Below are 17,236 nucleotides of genomic sequence, written 5' to 3'. Positions count from 1 at the left end.
CCCATGTCGGACAAGACCACCAACAGCCTGCTTTACCTCAATGGCGTTTCCGTCTCCTTCGATGGGTTCAAGGCTCTGAATTCCTTGTCTTTCACGGTCGAGCCCGGCGAGCTTCGCGCCATTATCGGCCCGAACGGGGCGGGCAAGACGACGATGATGGACATCATCACCGGCAAGACAAGACCTGACAGCGGCGAGGTTTTCTTCGATGGCGGCAAGATCGACCTGACGAAGAAGGACGAGGCGGAAATCGCCCAGCTTGGCATTGGCCGCAAGTTCCAGAAGCCGACGGTGTTTGAAAGCCATACCGTCTGGGACAATCTGGAACTGGCGCTGAACCGTCCGCGCGGGGTTTTCTCCACCCTGTTCTACCGGCTGACGGCGGAAGATCGCGACCGCATCGAGACCATTCTCGATACGGTGCGGCTCACCGCCCGCAGGAACGACCTTGCAGCCAACCTCTCCCATGGCCAGAAACAATGGCTGGAAATCGGCATGTTGCTGGCGCAGGAACCGAAGCTTCTGCTGGTGGATGAGCCGGTGGCGGGCATGACCGACGCCGAAACGGCGGAAACCGCCATTCTGCTGCGCGAGATCGCCAAGACGCGCTCCGTTGTCGTCGTGGAACACGACATGGGATTCATCCGCGATCTTGGCGTGAAAGTCACCTGCCTTGCGGAAGGCTCCGTGCTGGCGGAAGGATCGATCGATTTCGTTTCTTCCGACCAGAAGGTCATCGAGAATTATCTGGGGCGGTAATCATGCTGAATGTCGAAAACGTCAATCTTCATTACGGTGCCGCCCAGGCCCTGCGGGGCGTGAGCCTCACCGCGCCGATGGGCAAGATCACCTGTGTTCTGGGCCGCAACGGGGTGGGCAAATCCTCGCTGCTCAGGGCCATTACCGGCCAGCATCCGGTGTCTGGCGGTGAAATCCGCTTCGAAGACAAGCTGCTGAACGGCATGGCGCCGTTCAACCGGGCGCGTCATGGCGTGGGCTATGTGCCGCAGGGGCGCGAGATCTTTCCGCTGCTGACGGTGAAGGAAAATCTGGAAACCGGCTATGCCCCGCTTTCGCGCAAGGAGCGCAGCATTCCCGATGACGTGTTCAGCCTGTTTCCGGTGCTGGAAAGCATGATTTCCCGGCGCGGCGGCGATCTTTCCGGCGGTCAGCAGCAGCAGCTCGCCATCGGTCGCGCCATGGTGACACGCCCGAAAATTCTGGTGCTGGACGAGCCGACGGAGGGCATCCAGCCCTCGATCATCAAGGACATCGGCCGTGCCATCCGCTATCTGCGCGACAGCACCGGCATGGCCATTTTGCTGGTGGAGCAATATCTGGATTTCTGCCGCGAGCTTGCCGATCACGTCTATATCATGGATCGTGGCGAGATCGTTCACGAAGGGCCTGCCGACGTGCTGGATACCGAGGAAGCCAGGCGGCATCTGACGGTGTGAACAAGGCATTTTGTCATCTCTTCACGGATTGTGAAGGCTGCAAGACAGCATTGATATTTTCTTGGGCGCCTGCCGTTGCTAATATGGGATCATGTGGTATTTTCCCGCAACTGCGAAGTTCGGCCATAGACACCGCTCAGGCGGAAAGGCTTCGCGACGGTTCGGCAGCTCCATAAAGAGAGCTGCCGGTTTGAAACTGCTTTTGGCAACGGACCTTCGAATGACAGTGACTGCAATTTCCAGCCGGCTGGCGCTGGCGGCGTTTTCGCGTGCGTGTCTCTTCTCCATCCTTACCTGCCTTTCGCTGGGGCTTGGGCTCTCCATGGCTCAGGCGCAGGCCTCCGGCTGCGGCGTGACGGTGCGGGCCGGTTTTCAGGATCTGACCTTCCAGTCCGGCGGCATCGAGCGCCGGGCGGTGGTCTTCATTCCGCCGAACTACACCGCAAAGACCAGGGTTCCCGTGGTATTCGATCTGCATGGATCGAACAGTTTCCCGCGTGACCAGATGGGCCGCAGCCAGTGGCCGGAGGTGGCGAAGGAAGCCGGTTTCATCGTTGTTGCGCCGCAAGGCGGTCTTGCGGGAAAGCTGGAGGGCACCCATGCCTGGAACGTGCCCGGCGTGACCAATGCGGACGGGCCTGACGATGCCGCCTATCTCAGCGATACCGTGGCGCAGGTGAAGGCGAAATTCTGCGTGGATGCCACCCGCATCTATGCCTCCGGCTATTCCGGCGGCGGGAGAATGCTGTCGCAATATATCTGCAACGGCAATGCGGATTTTTCCGCCGCCGGTTTCGTCATGAGCCTCAGGGCTGGCTATCCACGGCAGGAAGCTGGCCGGTGGCTGCCCGATCCGCAAAGCTGCCATCCGGCAAAGCCGGTATCGATCATCGCCTTCTGGGGGCTCAAGGACAATACCAACCCTTATGCGGGCGGCGGCAAGCCCTATTGGCAATATGGCGGGGAAACCGCGCTCAGCCGCTGGGCCGATCTCGAGGGTTGCGAAAAGCAGGCACGGCTGACGAAGGGGGCGGGCGTCTCCTCCATGGAATTTGCCGGCTGCAAGAGCGGCGCGCGCATTCTTTCCTATACCATTGCCGATCAGACGCATGACTGGCCGTCTGCCAATATCGGCTTTTCCCTTGCTTCGGCCAATGCCGGCGAGCCGCAGCGGCAGGTCTTTGCCGCACGGCGCATGTGGGCCTTTTTCGACCAGCGGGACGGCAATCTTGTCGCCAATGCCGTTGCCAGGAGCGATGATTGCGCCACAGCGCCCAAGGCCAAGGCTAAGGAAGATGCGGCGATTGCCGCCACCACGGCAGCCTGTGAAGCCTCTACGGCCAAGGCCAAGCCGCAGCCTGCCAAGGCGGAAGAGTCGATTTCCGCGCGCGCGCTCTGAGCATTTCTGCCCACAATTCAAAGAATGGCACCCTACAGCGCCGTGCACCATATATGGCGCACGGCGCTGTAGGGTTTTACATCTGCTGCATAATTTTATCCTTAAATCGATTCCGATTTAAGGAATTAGGCAGTGGTGCCGGTCTTTTTTGTTTCGCGTTCCTTTCTGCTTGAAACAGCTTGATTTTCGTGGAAAATCGCGGTCAAGCAATTGCCGGGTCAGAAGGGCGCAAAGCCCCGTCCACGGCAGACGGGGAACGCAGTGCAAAACGCCATTGACATCAAGCCGCAACGGGCCCGCGGGCGCGGACGGCTCAATACAAAAGCTCTGGATGGCCGAACGCGCCTTGCGACCTTCTATCAGGAAGGCTGCGCGAAAATCCGCATTCCCGAAAGCTTCGATGGCCGCATGGAGGCGGTGCTGATCAATTCCTCCGGCGGGTTGACCGGCGGCGACCGGCTGGACTGGACCTTCGAGGCCGGGCCGGGAACCCATCTGACGCTGACCACGCAGGCCTGCGAGAAAATCTACAGGGCCGCCGCCGATACGGCGGAGGTCAACACCGCCATCAGGGCCGGTGCGGGCGCGGCGGTTCACTGGCTGCCGCAGGAATCCATCCTCTTCGATCAGGCCTCGCTAACCCGCCGTCTGGAGGTCGATCTGGAAGGTGACGCGGAGCTTGTTGCCGTCGAGGCCATTCTTCTCGGCCGCACGGCGCGCGGTGAAAGCGTGATAAACGGCATGGTGCGGGATCGCTGGCGCATTCGCCGCGATGGCAGGCTGATCCATGCCGAGGATCTGGCCCTGCCGGGGCAAGAGGCGGGGCCGGTAGCCGAACTTGCGGCGCAACCGGCTGTGCTGAAGGGTCATGCCGCCTTCGCAACCCTGCTTTATGTTGGCGACAAGGCGGAAGCCTGGCTGGAGCCGCTGCGGCGGCTCGCCGGTGACGGCGATGCCGGGATCAGCCAGTGGAACGGCAAGCTGGTGGCGCGGCTGGCCGCAGCCGACGGTTTTGCATTGCGCAAGCTTCTGGTGCCGATGCTTTCGGTGCTGCGCGATGGGGGTGCCGTGCCGAAGGTCTGGCATCTTTGAAAGCGCGGCAGGATATGGTGTTGATGCGGAGTGTTGAAAGCACGGCTTTCCCTCCGTGGTTTGAAATGGAGCGATTATGAACCTCAGCCCGAGAGAGAAAGACAAGCTGCTGATTTCCATGGCAGCCATGGTGGCGCGTCGCCGTCTGGAGCGCGGCGTGAAGCTCAATTACCCGGAAGCCATTGCGCTGATTACCGATTTCGTGGTGGAAGGCGCGCGCGACGGCCGGGCCGTGGCCGAGCTGATGGAGGCTGGCGCCCATGTCATCACCCGTGCTCAAGTCATGGAGGGCGTGGCCGAGATGATCCATGACGTGCAGGTGGAGGCGACCTTTCCCGACGGCACCAAGCTGGTGACTGTTCACGAACCGATCCGGTGAGGTTCATGCTGGCGCTCAGACCCAATTGCGAATGCTGTGACCGTGACCTGCCGCCCGCAAGCCGGGATGCGGTGATATGCAGTTTCGAATGCACTTTCTGCGCCGATTGCGCCGAAGGCAAACTGAAGGGCCTGTGCCCCAATTGCGGCGGTGAACTGGTGCGCCGTCCCGTCCGGCCTGAGGCCAAGCTCGTCAATAATCCGGCGTCCACCCTTCGCGTCTTCAAGGCGCAAGGCTGCCTGCCGAAAACTGCCACCTGATCCGAAGGAGAAAAGCATGATCCCCGGTGAAATCATTGCCGCCAAAGGCGAGATCGAACTGAATGCCGGTCTTGAAACCGTGACCCTCAAGGTGGCCAATACCGGCGACCGCCCGGTGCAGGTGGGCAGCCATTACCATTTCTTCGAAACCAATGCCGGCCTGGTGTTCGAGCGGGAAAAGGCGCGGGGAATGCGCCTCGACATTCCCGCAGGAACGGCGGTGCGCTTCGAGCCGGGGCAGGCGCGTGAGGTGACACTCATTCCACTCTCCGGCAAACGCGCGGTTTATGGCTTTCGCCAGCAGGTCATGGGCAAGCTGTGATGAAAATCCTGTTGCCCGCGCTCGCGGTGGTTTTGTCCGGTCTCGTCCTTCCGGTGGATGCAGGCGCTCAGCAGCCGAAGTTCAACTGCACCGATCCGCAGACCCAGCAGGATATGAATTTCTGCGCCGGTGAAGACTATAACCGGGCTGACCGGGATCTGAACCGCATCTACAAGCGCGCCATGGCCTGGGCTGAGGAGCAGGATACCTACTGGAAGGATACCGACGAGGACAAGGTGGGCGCGGTCAATGCGCTGAAAAAGGCGCAGCGCGCCTGGATCGATTATCGCGATGGCCATTGCGATACCTATGGCTTCCAGGCCCGTGGCGGCAGCATGGAGCCGCAGCTGGTGGCAAGCTGCCTGACCGACCTGACCAAGGCGCGGACCCGCGAATTGCAGGAACTCTACAAGGAAACGGGACGCTAGGGTGAGGCATTCTCGACGGATCATGATTGTTGGCAATGGCGAGGTGGCAGCGGATGCCGCGCCTTTCATCGATGCCTGCGACATGGTCATCCGCTTCAATGGCTGCCGCAATTTCGGTCTCGCCGGTCGGCGCACCGACATTGTCGCGCTGTGCAATACCGGCCGCCCGGCGAAGGCCATGCTTGAGGACGAGACGTGGCGCGCCAGCGAAGCGGTGAAAGCGGCCAGCGCCCTGTGGATGGTGCGCGATCCCGCCCATTTCGAAGCCCTGCGGACGGGCATTCTGGCCCGTCACCCCGAACTCGACGACTTCTTCGACGATTATACCGCGGCCTTCGCCGGTCTTTGCGCCAGCCAGGGCAAGCAGCATGTGGTGATACCGGGTGCGATCCATGGAGAGGCCGTGGCGCAATTGCGCCTCCATGATGGCGATCCCGGCGTCGTGCCAAGCAGCGGCATGATCGTCATTACCCATTTGCTGAACGATCCCGCCTATCGGCAGGATAAAATCATGCTCACCGGCTTTTCCCATGAAGGCTGGGAGGGCCACCCCTTTGCCGCCGAAAAGCGCCTGATCGATGCGCTTGTTGCCGCAGGCCGCCTGTCGCGCCTCGGCTCCACTCACTCTTCTTCCTCCCATTCCTCCACCTTGCACGGAGATGTCTGACCCATGCCCTACAAAATGTCCCGCGCTGCCTATGCCAGCATGTTCGGCCCCACCACCGGCGACAAGATCCGGCTTGCCGATACCGAACTCTTCATCGAGGTGGAAAAGGATTACACCTCCTATGGCGAGGAAGTGAAATTCGGCGGCGGCAAGGTCATTCGCGATGGCATGGGCCAGAGCCAGGTGACGCGCGCCGATGGCGCGGTGGATACCGTCATCACCAATGCGCTGATCCTTGACCACTGGGGCATCGTCAAGGCCGATATTGGCCTCAAGGACGGCCGGATCGTCGCCATCGGCAAGGCGGGAAATCCCGATACGCAGCCGGGCGTCAACATCATCGTCGGTCCCGGCACGGAAGCCATTGCCGGCGAGGGCAAGATCGTGACCGCCGGCGGCATGGATGCCCATATCCATTTCATCTGCCCGCAGCAGATCGAAGAGGCGCTGATGAGCGGGTTGACCTGCATGTTGGGCGGCGGCACCGGCCCGGCGCATGGCACGCTGGCCACCACCTGCACGCCCGGCCCCTGGCACATTGCCCGGATGATCGAGGCGGCGGACGCCTTTCCGATGAACCTTGCCTTTGCGGGCAAGGGCAATGCCTCGCTACCCGGCGCGCTGGAGGAAATGGTGCTGGGCGGCGCCACCTCGCTGAAGCTGCACGAGGACTGGGGCACCACGCCCGGCGCCATCGATTGCTGCCTGTCGGTGGCCGATCAATATGACGTGCAGGTGATGATCCACACCGATACGCTGAACGAAAGCGGCTTTGTGGAAGACACCATCAAGGCCATCAATGGCCGCACCATCCACGCCTTCCACACGGAAGGGGCGGGCGGCGGTCACGCGCCGGACATCATCAAGATCTGCGGCCAGCCGAATGTCATTCCCTCTTCCACCAATCCGACGCGGCCTTATACGGTCAATACGCTGGCCGAGCATCTGGACATGCTGATGGTCTGCCATCACCTGTCGCCGTCGATCCCTGAAGACATTGCCTTTGCCGAAAGCCGCATCCGCAAGGAGACCATTGCGGCGGAAGATATTCTGCATGACATCGGCGCTTTTTCGATCATCTCTTCCGACAGTCAGGCCATGGGCCGGGTGGGGGAGGTGGCGATCCGCACCTGGCAGACGGCAGACAAGATGAAGCGCCAGCGCGGCCGCCTGCCGCAGGAAACCGGCGAGAACGATAATGTCCGCGTGAAGCGCTATATTGCCAAATACACCATCAACCCCGCCATCGCCCATGGGCTTTCCCATGAGATCGGCTCGGTGGAGGTCGGCAAGCGGGCCGACATCGTCATCTGGAACCCGGCCTTTTTCGGCGTCAAGCCGGATATGGTGCTGCTGGGCGGCGTGATCGCCGCAGCCCCCATGGGCGATCCCAACGCCTCTATTCCCACGCCGCAGCCGGTGCATTACCGGCCGATGTTCGGGGCTTACGGCAAGGCGCGCACCAACTCCTCCGTCACCTTCGTATCCCAGGCGGCAATCGATGGCGGGCTTGCCAACCGGCTCGGCGTTTCAAAGCAATTGCTGGCGGTGAAGAACACGCGGGGCGGCATTTCCAAGCGCTCGATGATCCATAACGACCTGATGCCGCATATCGAGGTGGATCCCGAAACCTATGAAGTGCGGGCCGATGGCGAATTGCTGACCTGCGAACCGGCCACGGTTCTGCCCATGGCCCAGCGCTATTTCCTGTTTTAACCTTACAGCGCCGTGCGTTTTATCAAACGCACAACGGACGCTGTAACACTTTAAATCTGCTGCATAATTTTCACCTTAAATCGATTCCGATTTACACAGTACACGACGCTACGGTTTTGCGTGTGGCTTACCCCCTCTGTCCTGCCGGACATCTCCCCCTCAAGGGGGGAGATCGGCAAGATAAAGGCCTTGCCTGAATTCCTGAAAAAGGCCGTCATCGCCAATAGTCTTTGAAGGATGGCGCTTTGTCGGCATTGCAATCTCCCCCCTTGAGGGGGAGATGCCTGGCAAGGCAGAGGGGGGTAGGCCACGCCAAATTCCTCTGCGTCGTGTACTGTGTCCGATTTAAGGAATTATGCAGTAAGTCATTGTTTTGTCGCATGTCGTTATCGCAAAACCGCTGCACACTTTTGCGCGACATGCTCTAGATCAGCGCGATCCTGTAAATGGCCCCTGCGAGTAGCCATGGGCGCCGGCATGGTGGTGGTAGGCCTGCCAGGCCTCCACGTAGAAGTCGTCCCAGAAGCGGTTTGCGTCATCGGCGGAAAACATCGTCCGGGCCGTGGCATAGGCCGCTTCGCGCATGGCCGCATAACGGTTGCGATCTCTGGCCAGCGTCGTGACCGCCTCAAGGCTTTGCTCTGCCATTCTCTCGATCTCGCGGGAAAAGACATCGGCAAATTCAGGCGTCGAACGGTTGGCGCCGATATGTTTCCATTCGCCGATGGCGTTGGTTTCCATATCCAGCATAATGCCGTTCTTGCCGTGAGCGATGAATTCCGGAAGGGCTGCCTGCCGTGTTGCGATGACCGGCACGTAATTGGCCATGGATTCAATCGCGCTGAAGCCGAATGTATCGCAAAACGTCGTCAGCAGCGAAAAATGCGAGCGCTTGAGAATGGCCAGCACCTCGCCATTCGGCAGGTTCTGGTAATGTCGCACATTGGGCAGGCGCAGCATTTGCAGGTATCTGTCGAAATAGCCCGGTGTCAGCGGGTCTGTCCAGGAGGCAGCGCCGGTTTCCATGCTGGAAATGATCGACACTTCAAGCGAAATTCCCCGCTCCAGCGCCAGTTCCGCCATGCGCAAGCCCACACAGCCGCCCTTGCGACCGAAGTGATTGCCGACGAAAACCAGTTTGATCGGGTCCATGACAGCGTTGTCATGATCGTCACGGCGGTTCTCGATCGGAATATTGGGATAGCGCAGGAAAAGCTTGCGGCGCAAAATATCAAGCTGGGGATGGTTGCGGTGGGTTTGCAGGAAAATCCGCCGGGCATGGTTGGAAATCGCCCCGATCCCGACGCAGCGGTCGCTGAGGAGGCGGTTGGTCATGAAGCGGTAAAAGCCGGTATGTTCGATTCCGAAGCCGCGCGGCATGTGGGATTCGAAGGAAATGACAAAGGGCGTTTGCGTCAAGGGAATCCGGTTGAAGGCGTGGACAAGATCGAAACGCTTCAAGGGCCATGGCTGAAACATTGTGATGCCCTCAAGCTTGGGCGACACATAGTTCATCGGCGCGAAATTGCGGTTTTCAATCTTGTGGCGGCTGGATCGCGGGGCGTTGAAACGCCACGGGTAGCGGGTGGGCGCGAGAATGGACAGACAGGTTGCGTCGTCTGATTTCGGGCTGCTTTGCTTCACTGTCTCGTCAGGCACGGATGTTTTGCTGACCATGGACTTCATCTCCAGGCTTGAGAAAAACGGTATCGGCCTTCCTCCCTCAGCCGGATGCGCATTTTTTTGGTTACGAAAAGATTAATTCGCCAATAGATTGCATTTAGGTCCGAGCGGCTTCCTACTTCAACCCCGGCATCCGGCTTTTTTTGGGCATCGATCGCCTCGACGATCTGGCGCTTGCAAATTTTCCGATAAGAGTCATAGACTTATGGTTGAGTAATTATTTTCCGTCTTCGCCTGATAAACGCCTGCGTGTCGCAATGCGGGCCATCAACTTGATGTGAGCCCAATAATTTCAGTCGCGACAATTGGATGCAGCATCGACTTGCGCATTTCGGTCCGGTGGCGGGATTTTCAGTGCGGATCAGCCGTTCAAGCGCTTTGGGTCTGCGTATTTTTGCGGAAAATCGCCGGGTTTTGAGTCTGATGTAGCTCGGGCACAATCTTCCGTTTTCGACGGCTGCCCGCATTCCTTCTAATTTTAAGAGATTTCTAACTATCATTTTAGCAATGCACCAAGAAAATCCCCCTATCCCAATGGTTAATAACGCAGGGGGCGATGGTGATTCGATTGAAAGACTGGCTTGGTCTGCGCCAGGGGTTTGAAGACCTTGCCCGGCGCGGGAATGTCTTTAACTTTGTCTTGCGATTGATGTTCCTGTCCATTTCGCTCGCTTTGATGCTTCAGCTGCTTGCCATTCCGGTCTGTCGCGCGTTGGGCCTGCTCGACATGCCGCTGGGAGAAGCCTTCAAGCTGGGCGTTGCCATGTCCTGGCTGATCTGTGGCTTCGTGTCGGCGGTGGTCGGGGCGGGTGTCGGCTCGCAGGTGCGCAGTCTTGCCGTGGCCAAGGCGCGCTACGAGCATCTCAGTCGCGTCGATGGTCTGACCGGCCTGCTGAACAGGCGGGCATTCTCCGAGGTGCTGGACGAAACCAGGGGGCAGGCCAGCCTTGCCATCATCGATCTCGATCATTTCAAGTCGGTGAATGACTGTCATGGCCATGGTGCGGGCGATTTTGTGATCCGCGCCGTTTCCGCCGTGCTGGAGGAGCTGTGTCGCGCCGGCCATGTCTGTGCGCGACTGGGCGGCGAGGAGTTTGGTGTGCTGCTGCACGGTGGAGCGCGCAAGGAGCGTCTTCAGGTTATTGAGGCGGTGCGCAACCGTGTTGCCAGCCTGCCGCTGCATTACGACAACCAGAGCATCGGTGTGACGATTTCGGCAGGCGTTGCGGAATTCGAGAAGGATCGCCGCATGGAAAGCGTCTATGCAGCCGCCGACCGCGCCCTCTACCGGGCCAAGGCGGCAGGCCGGAATCTCGTGGTGCATGAGGATGACGTGAAAGAGTGGCCCTGCCGCGCCCAGGCGGGCCGATGAAGAGAGGTTCGCGGCAATTCGCAGCTTGCGAAATGCCGCCATTTTGTGCAATGTCTCCAGCAGCTATTTTGGAGTGCATATGCTACGCGTCCTTTCTGTCCTGCCCGTCGGCGAGCCATCCGATCCGCCGGTCGATCGTGTCGTGCTTCCCCATGATTTGCGCCATCTGCGCCGAAAGCTGCTGCATCTCGACAATGGCGAGATGATCATGCTGGACCTCGCCCAGACGGTGACACTGACAGATGGCGACCGGCTGGTTCTCGAAAACGGTGATCTCATCGAGGTAAAGGCGGCAGAAGAGAAACTCTACGCCGTGGAGGGCCGCGACGGGCTGCATCTGCTTGAGCTTGCCTGGCATCTGGGCAATCGCCATCTTCCCGCGCAGATTGCGGCGGAACGCTTGCTCATTCCCCGTGACCCGGTCATTCGGGCCATGCTGGAGGGTCTGGGCGCGGCGGTTCGTGAGGTCAGCGAGCCATTCCAGCCGGTTCGCGGCGCCTATCATGGCCACGCCCACTGACGGCGGCGCAATGTCGTCCACGGCCCCTCATCATCACGCCTTGCTTCGCCTGATGGCCTGGCTTTCCCCTGCTTTTCCGGTGGGCGGATTTGCCTGGTCGGGCGGGCTGGAGCGCGCCGTGCATGATGGCCTTGTCGTGAGGGCGCAGGACCTTCACGCCTGGGCCCAAACCGCGCTTTGTCATGGCCTGTTGTGGAACGATGCCGTGCTTTTGGCGCAAGCCCATCGCAGCGCTCGAAGTCCGGCACAGCTTGCCGCCATTGCCGAGCTTGCCGAAGCGCTTTCGGGCTCGAAGGAGCGGCATCAGGAAACCATGGGGCTTGGCATGGCGTTTCGCGATGCGGCTTGCGCCTGGCCGGTGGCGGGACTGGAGGGGCTGCCCCTTCGGCTGGCCTATCCGGTCGCGGTCGGGGCTGTTGCCGCGTTGAACGGCATCGAGGTTGCGGCCACCATTGCCGCCTATCTTCATGCGGCTGTTTCACAGATGGTGTCTGCCGCCATCAGGCTTGGCGTGATGGGGCAGAGGCAAGGTCTTGCCGTGCTGGCGGGGCTGGAAAATGACATGGGGCGCATGGCTGAGCGGGCGGCTACAACCACTCTGGACGCTCTCGGCAGCGCAACGGTCATGGCCGACATGGTATCGGCACGGCATGAAACGCAGGCGACGCGGCTTTTTCGCTCGTGAGCAAGGAAAAGGAAGGCAAGATGAAATCGGCACATGGACCGCTTCGGGTGGGGATTGGCGGACCTGTCGGCTCCGGAAAGACGGCGTTGACGGAAAAGCTGTGCAAGGCCATGCGGGATGATTATTCGGTGGCCGTCGTCACCAACGACATTTACACCCGCGAGGATGCCGATGCGCTGATCCGGATGCAGGCGCTGACCTCGGACAGGATCGTCGGCGTTGAAACGGGCGGCTGTCCGCATACGGCCATTCGCGAGGATGCCTCGATCAACCTTCAGGCGATTGCCGACCTTACCGCCCGCATTCCCGATCTCGATGTCGTGTTCATCGAATCGGGCGGTGACAATCTCGCCGCGACCTTTTCCCCCGATCTGGCCGATCTGACGATCTATGTGATTTCCTGCTGTCAGGGGGAGGAAATTCCGCGCAAGGGTGGTCCGGGCATTACCAGATCGGATTTGCTGATTATCAACAAGAAGGATCTCGCCCCGCATGTCGGTGTGGATGTGGAGATCATGGAGCGCGACGCCAACCGGATGCGCGCTGGCCAGCCGCATGTTTTCACCGACCTCAAGCGCGGCGATGGCGTGGCGGAGGTCGTTGCCTTCCTCCGGCAAAATGGCGGATTGTAAAATGACTGTGAAGCGGCCCATTCTTGCGCCACTTCACAGTCATAGGGCCATGCTCAGATCTGGCGCAGGGCGCTGACGTCGCTGATCTGGATCATGCGTCCGCGAACCGTCACGCCGCAGGTTCGGAGCGTGGAAAAGGCGCGTGACAAGGCTTCGGGTGCAAGCCCCAGCTTGCCGGCCAGCAGGCTTTTCTGGAAGGGCAGGCGAAGGGAGGCGGTTCCGGCACCCTCCTGACAATTGTCCAGCAGATATTGCGCCACCCGCTGCGGCGCCGTTTGCAGCCGGTCATTGGCCACGCAATCCATGGTGCTGCGCAGGCAGGCCGAGAGGCACTGGATGATGGCGTTGGCGACGTCATGTTCCTTTTCGGCCAGCGCGCGCACCTTTTGCAGGTCGAAGCGGGCCAAAGTCACGTTTTCGGCTGCTTGTGCGTTGTAATGATAGGTGCCGCCCACGGCCAGAAGCGATTCGGCAAAGGTATCGCCGCTGCCGCAAACCCGGATGTCGGCTTCGCGGCCCTCGCGGTTCAGCCGGTAAAGACGAACATAGCCGGTGAGCACACAATAGAAGAAATCGGCGCGTTCACCCTCGCGAAAGAGAATATCCCGCGACTCGAAGTTCAACACCGTCGCCAGCTCCATCATGCGCGCCATGGAATTGGGGCTGAGGCAGGAGACGAGCGGCGATCGAATGAGAGTGTTGCGATCACGCATGTTAAAGTTCAAAACCTTGTTCACGGCTTGCCAGCTCCTTTCGGATCCTCCGTGCTGATCTGTGGCGGAGGCTTCGTTTTCCGTTTGGGCTCCGGCGGAAAGTCATCCTCCCTTTTCCGGAATGCCTGTGACCGACGGTCCATTTGCAAGCGTATCACGCTTCAAGACCGTTGCCGACCAGACGGCCTTTCCGGTAGGAAAACCTGCCGGAATACCTGAAACCGCGCCTGGTGGAGCACTCTTCCCTGACAGTCCTGCTCAATGCCCGATTTCCGGTTTCGCCGCCTGTTCGACGAGGTTAGCCTACAAGCAGCCCTTTATGGTGCGTTGATTTCGATCAACGCACCATGCAAAATGAATGATTTTCTAAAAAAAACACACGGGCGAGCCTGCCAGTATAGGGGCTGGCTTCCACTTTTTCTGGAAATCCTCTATTCGGCTGCCGCGCCGGGGCGGATGCCCTTTTCGTTCAGCTTGCGCAGCTTTTGGTCGATCCTGTCGATCCGGTGGGCATTTTCTCTGGCAAGTGCCGTCAGTTCCGGTCTGTCGAGGGTTTCGGGCTCCTCCTCCTTCTTACCCACGAAGCGGCTGAACAGGAAGCCAAGCAGCCGTGACAAATCGTCCATGATGAGGAAGAAGGCGGGCACGACGATCAGGCTCATGATGGTGGAAACGATGATGCCGCCAATGACGGCAATGGCCATGGGCGAGCGGAATGAACCGCCTTCGCCCACGCCCAGCGCCGAGGGCAACATGCCCGCCGACATGGCAATGGAGGTCATGATGATCGGGCGGGCGCGCTTGCGGCCGGCCTCGATCATCGCCTCCACCCGGTCCATGCCGTGACGGCGCATTTCGATGGCGAAATCCACCAGCAGAATGGCATTTTTGGTCACGATGCCCATCAGCATCAGAATGCCGATCAGCACCGGCATGGAGAGCGGGTTGTTGGTGACGATCAGCCCGACCGCCACGCCGCCAATGGCCAGCGGTAGCGAAAACAGGATGGTGAAGGGCTGAATGACGTCCTTGAACAGCAGGATCAGCACGGTCAGCACCAGCAACAGCCCCATGATCATGGCGTTCACGAAGCTTTGCTGCATTTCGTTCTGGATCTTGGTGTCGCCGCTTTCGGCGAGCTTCACCGTCGGGGGCAGATTGGCTTCGGCCACTGTTTGACGGAAGGCGGCGGTGGCGGTATCGAGAGCGCCACCCTGGGGCAGATCCGCGCCGATGGACACCACCCGGTTGCGATTGTTACGATTGATCGAGCTGACGCCTTCGGTGTAATCGATGTCGGCAATGGTGGAGAGCGGCACGGTCGCGCCGCTGGCGGTCTGGATCTTCAATGCCCTGATTGCGGCAAGATCGCGCCGTACATCCAGCGAAAGTTGTACGCGAATCGGGATCAGCCGGTCGTCCAGCGAGATTTTTGGCAATTGCGCATCGTTATCGCCAATCGTTGCGACACGCACAGTCTGGGAAACCTGCTGCGGCGTGATGCCGAGACGCGCCATTTCATCTCCCTTCGGCCGGATTTGCAGTTCCGGGCGCGGCAGTGAACCGTCGGAGCGGACATGGGCCAGTTCCGGGCGAGTGTTCAGTTTTGCAACCAGCAGGCTGGCTGCTTCGTTCAGGTCATCGGTATTTTTTGACAGGAAGTTGAAGGTGAGATCCCGCTCGCCGCGATCATTGAGCTTCTGAACGCGAATATCGGGAATATGCTGCAAGCGGTTAAAGACATCGCCCTCCACCGCCCATTGCGGGCGCGTGCGGCCATGCACCGGCAGTTTCGGCAGATGGGTCCCAAGCAGCGGAATGGCGTTGACCGTAGAATTGACCAGGGTCTTGACGAGCGAATGCTCGATCTTCACCAGATTGAGGGTGACGGTTGCACGGCGCAATTCGGGATCGCCCTTGGCAGAGACCCCGCCCAGAACGAACACGCTTTCCACGCCGTCGAGATCCTTGACCGCCTCATAAATAGCTGTAGTGCGCCTGTCGGTTTCCTCAAGTGTGGCATTGGGCGGCAGTTCGACGTTCAGCACGATGCGTCCGGCATCTTCCGGCGGCAGGAAGCTGCCGGGCACCTGCGCCAGCAGCATGACCGAGCCGATGAGAAAGGCAAAGGCGCCTGCAAGCGTGAGATAGCGCGCAGACCGGCGGCGGGTGGTCATGGCCACCAGCCGGTTATAACCGCGCATGAAGCGGCCATCGTCATGCTCGTGGTCGCCGGCGGCATCTTCCGCCCGCATGAGATAGGCTGCCATGAGCGGCGTGATGAGCCGTGCGACGGCCAGCGAGAAGAAAACCGAGAAGGCGACCGTCAGGCCGAACTGGATGAAATACTGCCCCGGAATGCCCGGCATGAAGGAGACCGGCACGAATACCGCGATGATGGTAAATGTCGTGGCAATCACCGCCAGCCCGATTTCGTCGGCTGCCTCGATGGCGGCGCGGTAGGGCGTCTTGCCCATCTTGATATGGCGGGCGATGTTTTCGATCTCGACAATGGCGTCATCCACCAGAATGCCGGTGGCCAGCGTCAGCGCGAGAAAACTGACGAGGTTCAGCGAAAAGCCGATCTGGTCCATGATCCAGAAGGTGGGAATGGCCGAAAGCGGCAGCGCAATAGCCGAGATCAGCGTGGCCCGCCAATTGCGCAGGAAGAGAAACACCACGATCACCGCAAGGATCGCGCCTTCCAGCAGCGTATCGATGGCGGCCTCGTAATTGCCGTGGGTGAAATAGACGGCATCGGTAATCAGGCTTATACCGACTTCGGGATTGTCGGCCCGTATTTTGTCAAGCGTCTGGGTGACGGTTTCGGCCACCGAGACTTCCGATGCGCCCTTGGCGCGGAACACGGCGAAGGTCACGACGGGCTGGCCGTTGAAGTTCGCAAAAGATTCTTGCTCCTCATAGGTATCGTAGATGCGGCCAAGATCGGCCAGCCTGACGAAACGGCCATTCTTCAGCGCAATCGTGGTGTCGCCAAGCGTGCGCACGTCGCGGGCATCGCCCAGAATGCGAATGGCCTGTTCGGCCCCGGCAATCTGGCCGCGGCCTGAGCCTATATCCACATTGGTGCCGCGCAATTGCTGCGAGACATCGGCGGCGGTGATGCCGTAGGAGTTCAGCCGGTCGCTGTCCAGCTCCACCCGCACCTCGCGGTCGGCCCCGCCAATACGGGTGATGCGGCCAATGCCGCGTTCGCCCTGAAGCGCGCGCTTGATGGTGTCGTCCACGAACCAGGACAGCTCCTCCAGTGACATGCTGGGTGCGGTCACAGCATAGGTCTGGATGGCCTGCCCCTCGACATTCACCTTTGAGACAATGGGTTCATCGACATCGGCGGGAAGATTGCCGCGGATCTTGTCGATGGCGTCCTTCACATCCTGAACCGCCTGTTCGGTGGGGACTTCCAACCGGAAGACGACCGCAGTGGTCGATACGCCATCGGTCACGATAGACTGAATTTCATCCACCCCGTTGATCGAGGCCACTGCATCCTCGATCTCCTTTGTCACCTGCATTTCCAGCTCGGAAGGCGAAGCACCACTCTGCTTCACAGTGATGGACACGCTGGGCACATCGATATTCGGAAAGCGGGTGATCGGCAGCTTGTTGAAGGACTGGATGCCCAGAACCATCAATAGAAAGAAACCGAGAAGCGGAGCAACCGGATTGCGGATGGACCAGGCGGAAAAGTTCATGGCGACTGTCCGTCAGTTGACGCGGAAAAGGAATGGAAGTGCGCTTGCGGATAGGAAAGCGCACCCGCTTTCGTTTCTTGGACCGGCATCTTATACCTCTGAAAACCGGAAACCACTTTTCGGTCCGATGGCTTTTTTCGCGCATCGGATGGCCCGAAAACCGGAAACCACTTTTCGGTCCGATGGCTTTTTTCG

18 protein-coding genes are annotated in these 17,236 nt (G+C 60.0%); 15 read left to right on the top strand and 3 right to left on the bottom strand.

The annotated features are described in order from the left end of the window. The first annotated feature begins 3 nt into the window (after positions 1-3). The 10 genes from urtD (at position 4) to ureC (ending at position 7,720) form a co-directional block, all read left to right on the top strand. On the top strand, positions 4-759 hold the full coding sequence (urtD, locus tag T424_RS0116080) for an urea ABC transporter ATP-binding protein UrtD (RefSeq protein ID WP_027488630.1): 756 nt from the start codon (positions 4-6) through the stop codon (positions 757-759). A gap of 2 nt (positions 760-761) precedes the next feature. Then, positions 762-1,457 carry an urea ABC transporter ATP-binding subunit UrtE gene (gene urtE / locus T424_RS0116075; protein ID WP_027488629.1) on the top strand — a complete coding sequence of 232 codons (696 nt, stop codon included), beginning with the start codon at positions 762-764 and terminating at the stop codon, positions 1,455-1,457. Positions 1,458-1,677: 220 nt separating this feature from the next. After that, the gene (locus tag T424_RS21315; RefSeq protein ID WP_051559084.1) at positions 1,678-2,856 is read left to right on the top strand and encodes an alpha/beta hydrolase family esterase; all 1,179 of its coding nucleotides are present in this window, start codon (positions 1,678-1,680) and stop codon (positions 2,854-2,856) included. Positions 2,857-3,117: 261 nt separating this feature from the next. Beyond that, complete coding sequence (locus tag T424_RS0116065) at positions 3,118-3,948, top strand: urease accessory protein UreD (RefSeq protein WP_027488628.1); 831 nt, start codon at positions 3,118-3,120, stop codon at positions 3,946-3,948. Positions 3,949-4,024: 76 nt separating this feature from the next. Continuing rightward, on the top strand, positions 4,025-4,327 hold the full coding sequence (locus T424_RS0116060) for an urease subunit gamma (RefSeq protein WP_027488627.1): 303 nt from the start codon (positions 4,025-4,027) through the stop codon (positions 4,325-4,327). A 5-nt stretch (positions 4,328-4,332) separates the two neighbouring features. Next, positions 4,333-4,587: a DUF1272 domain-containing protein gene (locus T424_RS0116055; protein ID WP_027488626.1), complete on the top strand. Its 255-nt coding sequence runs from the start codon at positions 4,333-4,335 to the stop codon at positions 4,585-4,587. Positions 4,588-4,603: 16 nt separating this feature from the next. Then, entirely contained in the window at positions 4,604-4,909 is a 306-nt protein-coding gene (locus T424_RS0116050; protein ID WP_027488625.1) for an urease subunit beta, read from the top strand. Continuing rightward, positions 4,909-5,337 (top strand): lysozyme inhibitor LprI family protein, encoded by a 429-nt coding sequence (locus T424_RS0116045; protein ID WP_027488624.1) that lies wholly within the window; start codon positions 4,909-4,911, stop codon positions 5,335-5,337. The genes T424_RS0116050 and T424_RS0116045 overlap by 1 nt, the downstream gene beginning before the upstream one ends. 22 nt (positions 5,338-5,359) lie before the next feature. Then, positions 5,360-6,004: a hypothetical protein gene (locus T424_RS0116040; RefSeq protein ID WP_027488623.1), complete on the top strand. Its 645-nt coding sequence runs from the start codon at positions 5,360-5,362 to the stop codon at positions 6,002-6,004. Positions 6,005-6,007: 3 nt separating this feature from the next. After that, a complete protein-coding gene (gene ureC, locus T424_RS0116035) occupies positions 6,008-7,720 on the top strand; it encodes an urease subunit alpha (protein ID WP_027488622.1) in 1,713 nt (570 codons plus the stop codon). Positions 7,721-8,149: 429 nt separating this feature from the next. On the opposite strand, the gene T424_RS0116025 is transcribed toward ureC, so the two are convergent. Continuing rightward, entirely contained in the window at positions 8,150-9,397 is a 1,248-nt protein-coding gene (locus T424_RS0116025) for a glycosyltransferase family 4 protein (protein ID WP_161712601.1), read from the bottom strand. A 565-nt stretch (positions 9,398-9,962) separates the two neighbouring features. Here T424_RS0116025 and T424_RS21310 point away from each other — a divergent pair. The 4 genes from T424_RS21310 (at position 9,963) to ureG (ending at position 12,612) form a co-directional block, all read left to right on the top strand. After that, positions 9,963-10,775, top strand: coding sequence for a GGDEF domain-containing protein (locus T424_RS21310; protein ID WP_210164404.1), 813 nt, complete (start codon positions 9,963-9,965; stop codon positions 10,773-10,775). Positions 10,776-10,854: 79 nt separating this feature from the next. After that, positions 10,855-11,295 carry an urease accessory protein UreE gene (gene ureE / locus T424_RS0116015; protein ID WP_027488620.1) on the top strand — a complete coding sequence of 147 codons (441 nt, stop codon included), beginning with the start codon at positions 10,855-10,857 and terminating at the stop codon, positions 11,293-11,295. Continuing rightward, entirely contained in the window at positions 11,279-11,980 is a 702-nt protein-coding gene (locus tag T424_RS0116010; RefSeq protein WP_245269603.1) for an urease accessory protein UreF, read from the top strand. The genes ureE and T424_RS0116010 overlap by 17 nt, the downstream gene beginning before the upstream one ends. A 20-nt stretch (positions 11,981-12,000) precedes the next feature. After that, positions 12,001-12,612, top strand: a complete 612-nt coding sequence (gene ureG / locus T424_RS0116005; RefSeq protein ID WP_027488618.1) for an urease accessory protein UreG — start codon at positions 12,001-12,003, stop codon at positions 12,610-12,612. A gap of 53 nt (positions 12,613-12,665) precedes the next feature. Here ureG and T424_RS0116000 read toward each other — a convergent pair whose 3' ends face one another. Together T424_RS0116000 and T424_RS0115995 are read right to left on the bottom strand one after the other, a co-directional pair. Next, entirely contained in the window at positions 12,666-13,325 is a 660-nt protein-coding gene (locus T424_RS0116000; RefSeq protein WP_037068050.1) for a Crp/Fnr family transcriptional regulator, read from the bottom strand. A gap of 431 nt (positions 13,326-13,756) precedes the next feature. After that, entirely contained in the window at positions 13,757-17,041 is a 3,285-nt protein-coding gene (locus tag T424_RS0115995; protein ID WP_027488616.1) for an efflux RND transporter permease subunit, read from the bottom strand. On the opposite strand from T424_RS0115995, the gene T424_RS23270 reads away from it, so the two are divergent. Beyond that, on the top strand, positions 17,040-17,236 hold a 197-nt coding region (locus T424_RS23270; RefSeq protein WP_210164403.1), incomplete at its 3' end, for a hypothetical protein. The genes T424_RS0115995 and T424_RS23270 overlap by 2 nt on opposite strands.

The sequence above is a fragment of the Allorhizobium undicola ORS 992 = ATCC 700741 genome (assembly GCF_000621665.1).
In the GTDB taxonomy this organism is placed as follows: Bacteria; Pseudomonadota; Alphaproteobacteria; order Rhizobiales; family Rhizobiaceae; genus Allorhizobium; species Allorhizobium undicola.
Note: the sequence above shows the minus strand (reverse complement) of the source record. Positions and strands in the feature narration are given on the sequence as shown.

Excerpts from the sequence above, each read along its gene's own strand:
- urtD (WP_027488630.1), top strand. The coding sequence starts at position 4 with ATGTCGGACAAGACCACCAACAGCCTGCTTTACCTCAATGGCGTTTCC.
- urtE (WP_027488629.1), top strand. The coding sequence starts at position 762 with ATGCTGAATGTCGAAAACGTCAATCTTCATTACGGTGCCGCCCAGGCC.
- T424_RS21315 (WP_051559084.1), top strand. The coding sequence starts at position 1,678 with ATGACAGTGACTGCAATTTCCAGCCGGCTGGCGCTGGCGGCGTTTTCG.
- T424_RS0116060 (WP_027488627.1), top strand. The coding sequence starts at position 4,025 with ATGAACCTCAGCCCGAGAGAGAAAGACAAGCTGCTGATTTCCATGGCA.
- T424_RS0116055 (WP_027488626.1), top strand. The coding sequence starts at position 4,333 with ATGCTGGCGCTCAGACCCAATTGCGAATGCTGTGACCGTGACCTGCCG.
- T424_RS0116050 (WP_027488625.1), top strand. The coding sequence starts at position 4,604 with ATGATCCCCGGTGAAATCATTGCCGCCAAAGGCGAGATCGAACTGAAT.
- T424_RS0116045 (WP_027488624.1), top strand. The coding sequence starts at position 4,909 with ATGAAAATCCTGTTGCCCGCGCTCGCGGTGGTTTTGTCCGGTCTCGTC.
- T424_RS0116040 (WP_027488623.1), top strand. The coding sequence starts at position 5,360 with ATGATTGTTGGCAATGGCGAGGTGGCAGCGGATGCCGCGCCTTTCATC.
- ureC (WP_027488622.1), top strand. The coding sequence starts at position 6,008 with ATGCCCTACAAAATGTCCCGCGCTGCCTATGCCAGCATGTTCGGCCCC.
- T424_RS0116025 (WP_161712601.1), bottom strand. The coding sequence starts at position 9,397 with ATGGTCAGCAAAACATCCGTGCCTGACGAGACAGTGAAGCAAAGCAGC.
- ureE (WP_027488620.1), top strand. The coding sequence starts at position 10,855 with ATGCTACGCGTCCTTTCTGTCCTGCCCGTCGGCGAGCCATCCGATCCG.
- T424_RS0116010 (WP_245269603.1), top strand. The coding sequence starts at position 11,279 with ATGGCCACGCCCACTGACGGCGGCGCAATGTCGTCCACGGCCCCTCAT.
- ureG (WP_027488618.1), top strand. The coding sequence starts at position 12,001 with ATGAAATCGGCACATGGACCGCTTCGGGTGGGGATTGGCGGACCTGTC.
- T424_RS0116000 (WP_037068050.1), bottom strand. The coding sequence starts at position 13,325 with ATGCGTGATCGCAACACTCTCATTCGATCGCCGCTCGTCTCCTGCCTC.
- T424_RS0115995 (WP_027488616.1), bottom strand. The coding sequence starts at position 17,041 with ATGAACTTTTCCGCCTGGTCCATCCGCAATCCGGTTGCTCCGCTTCTC.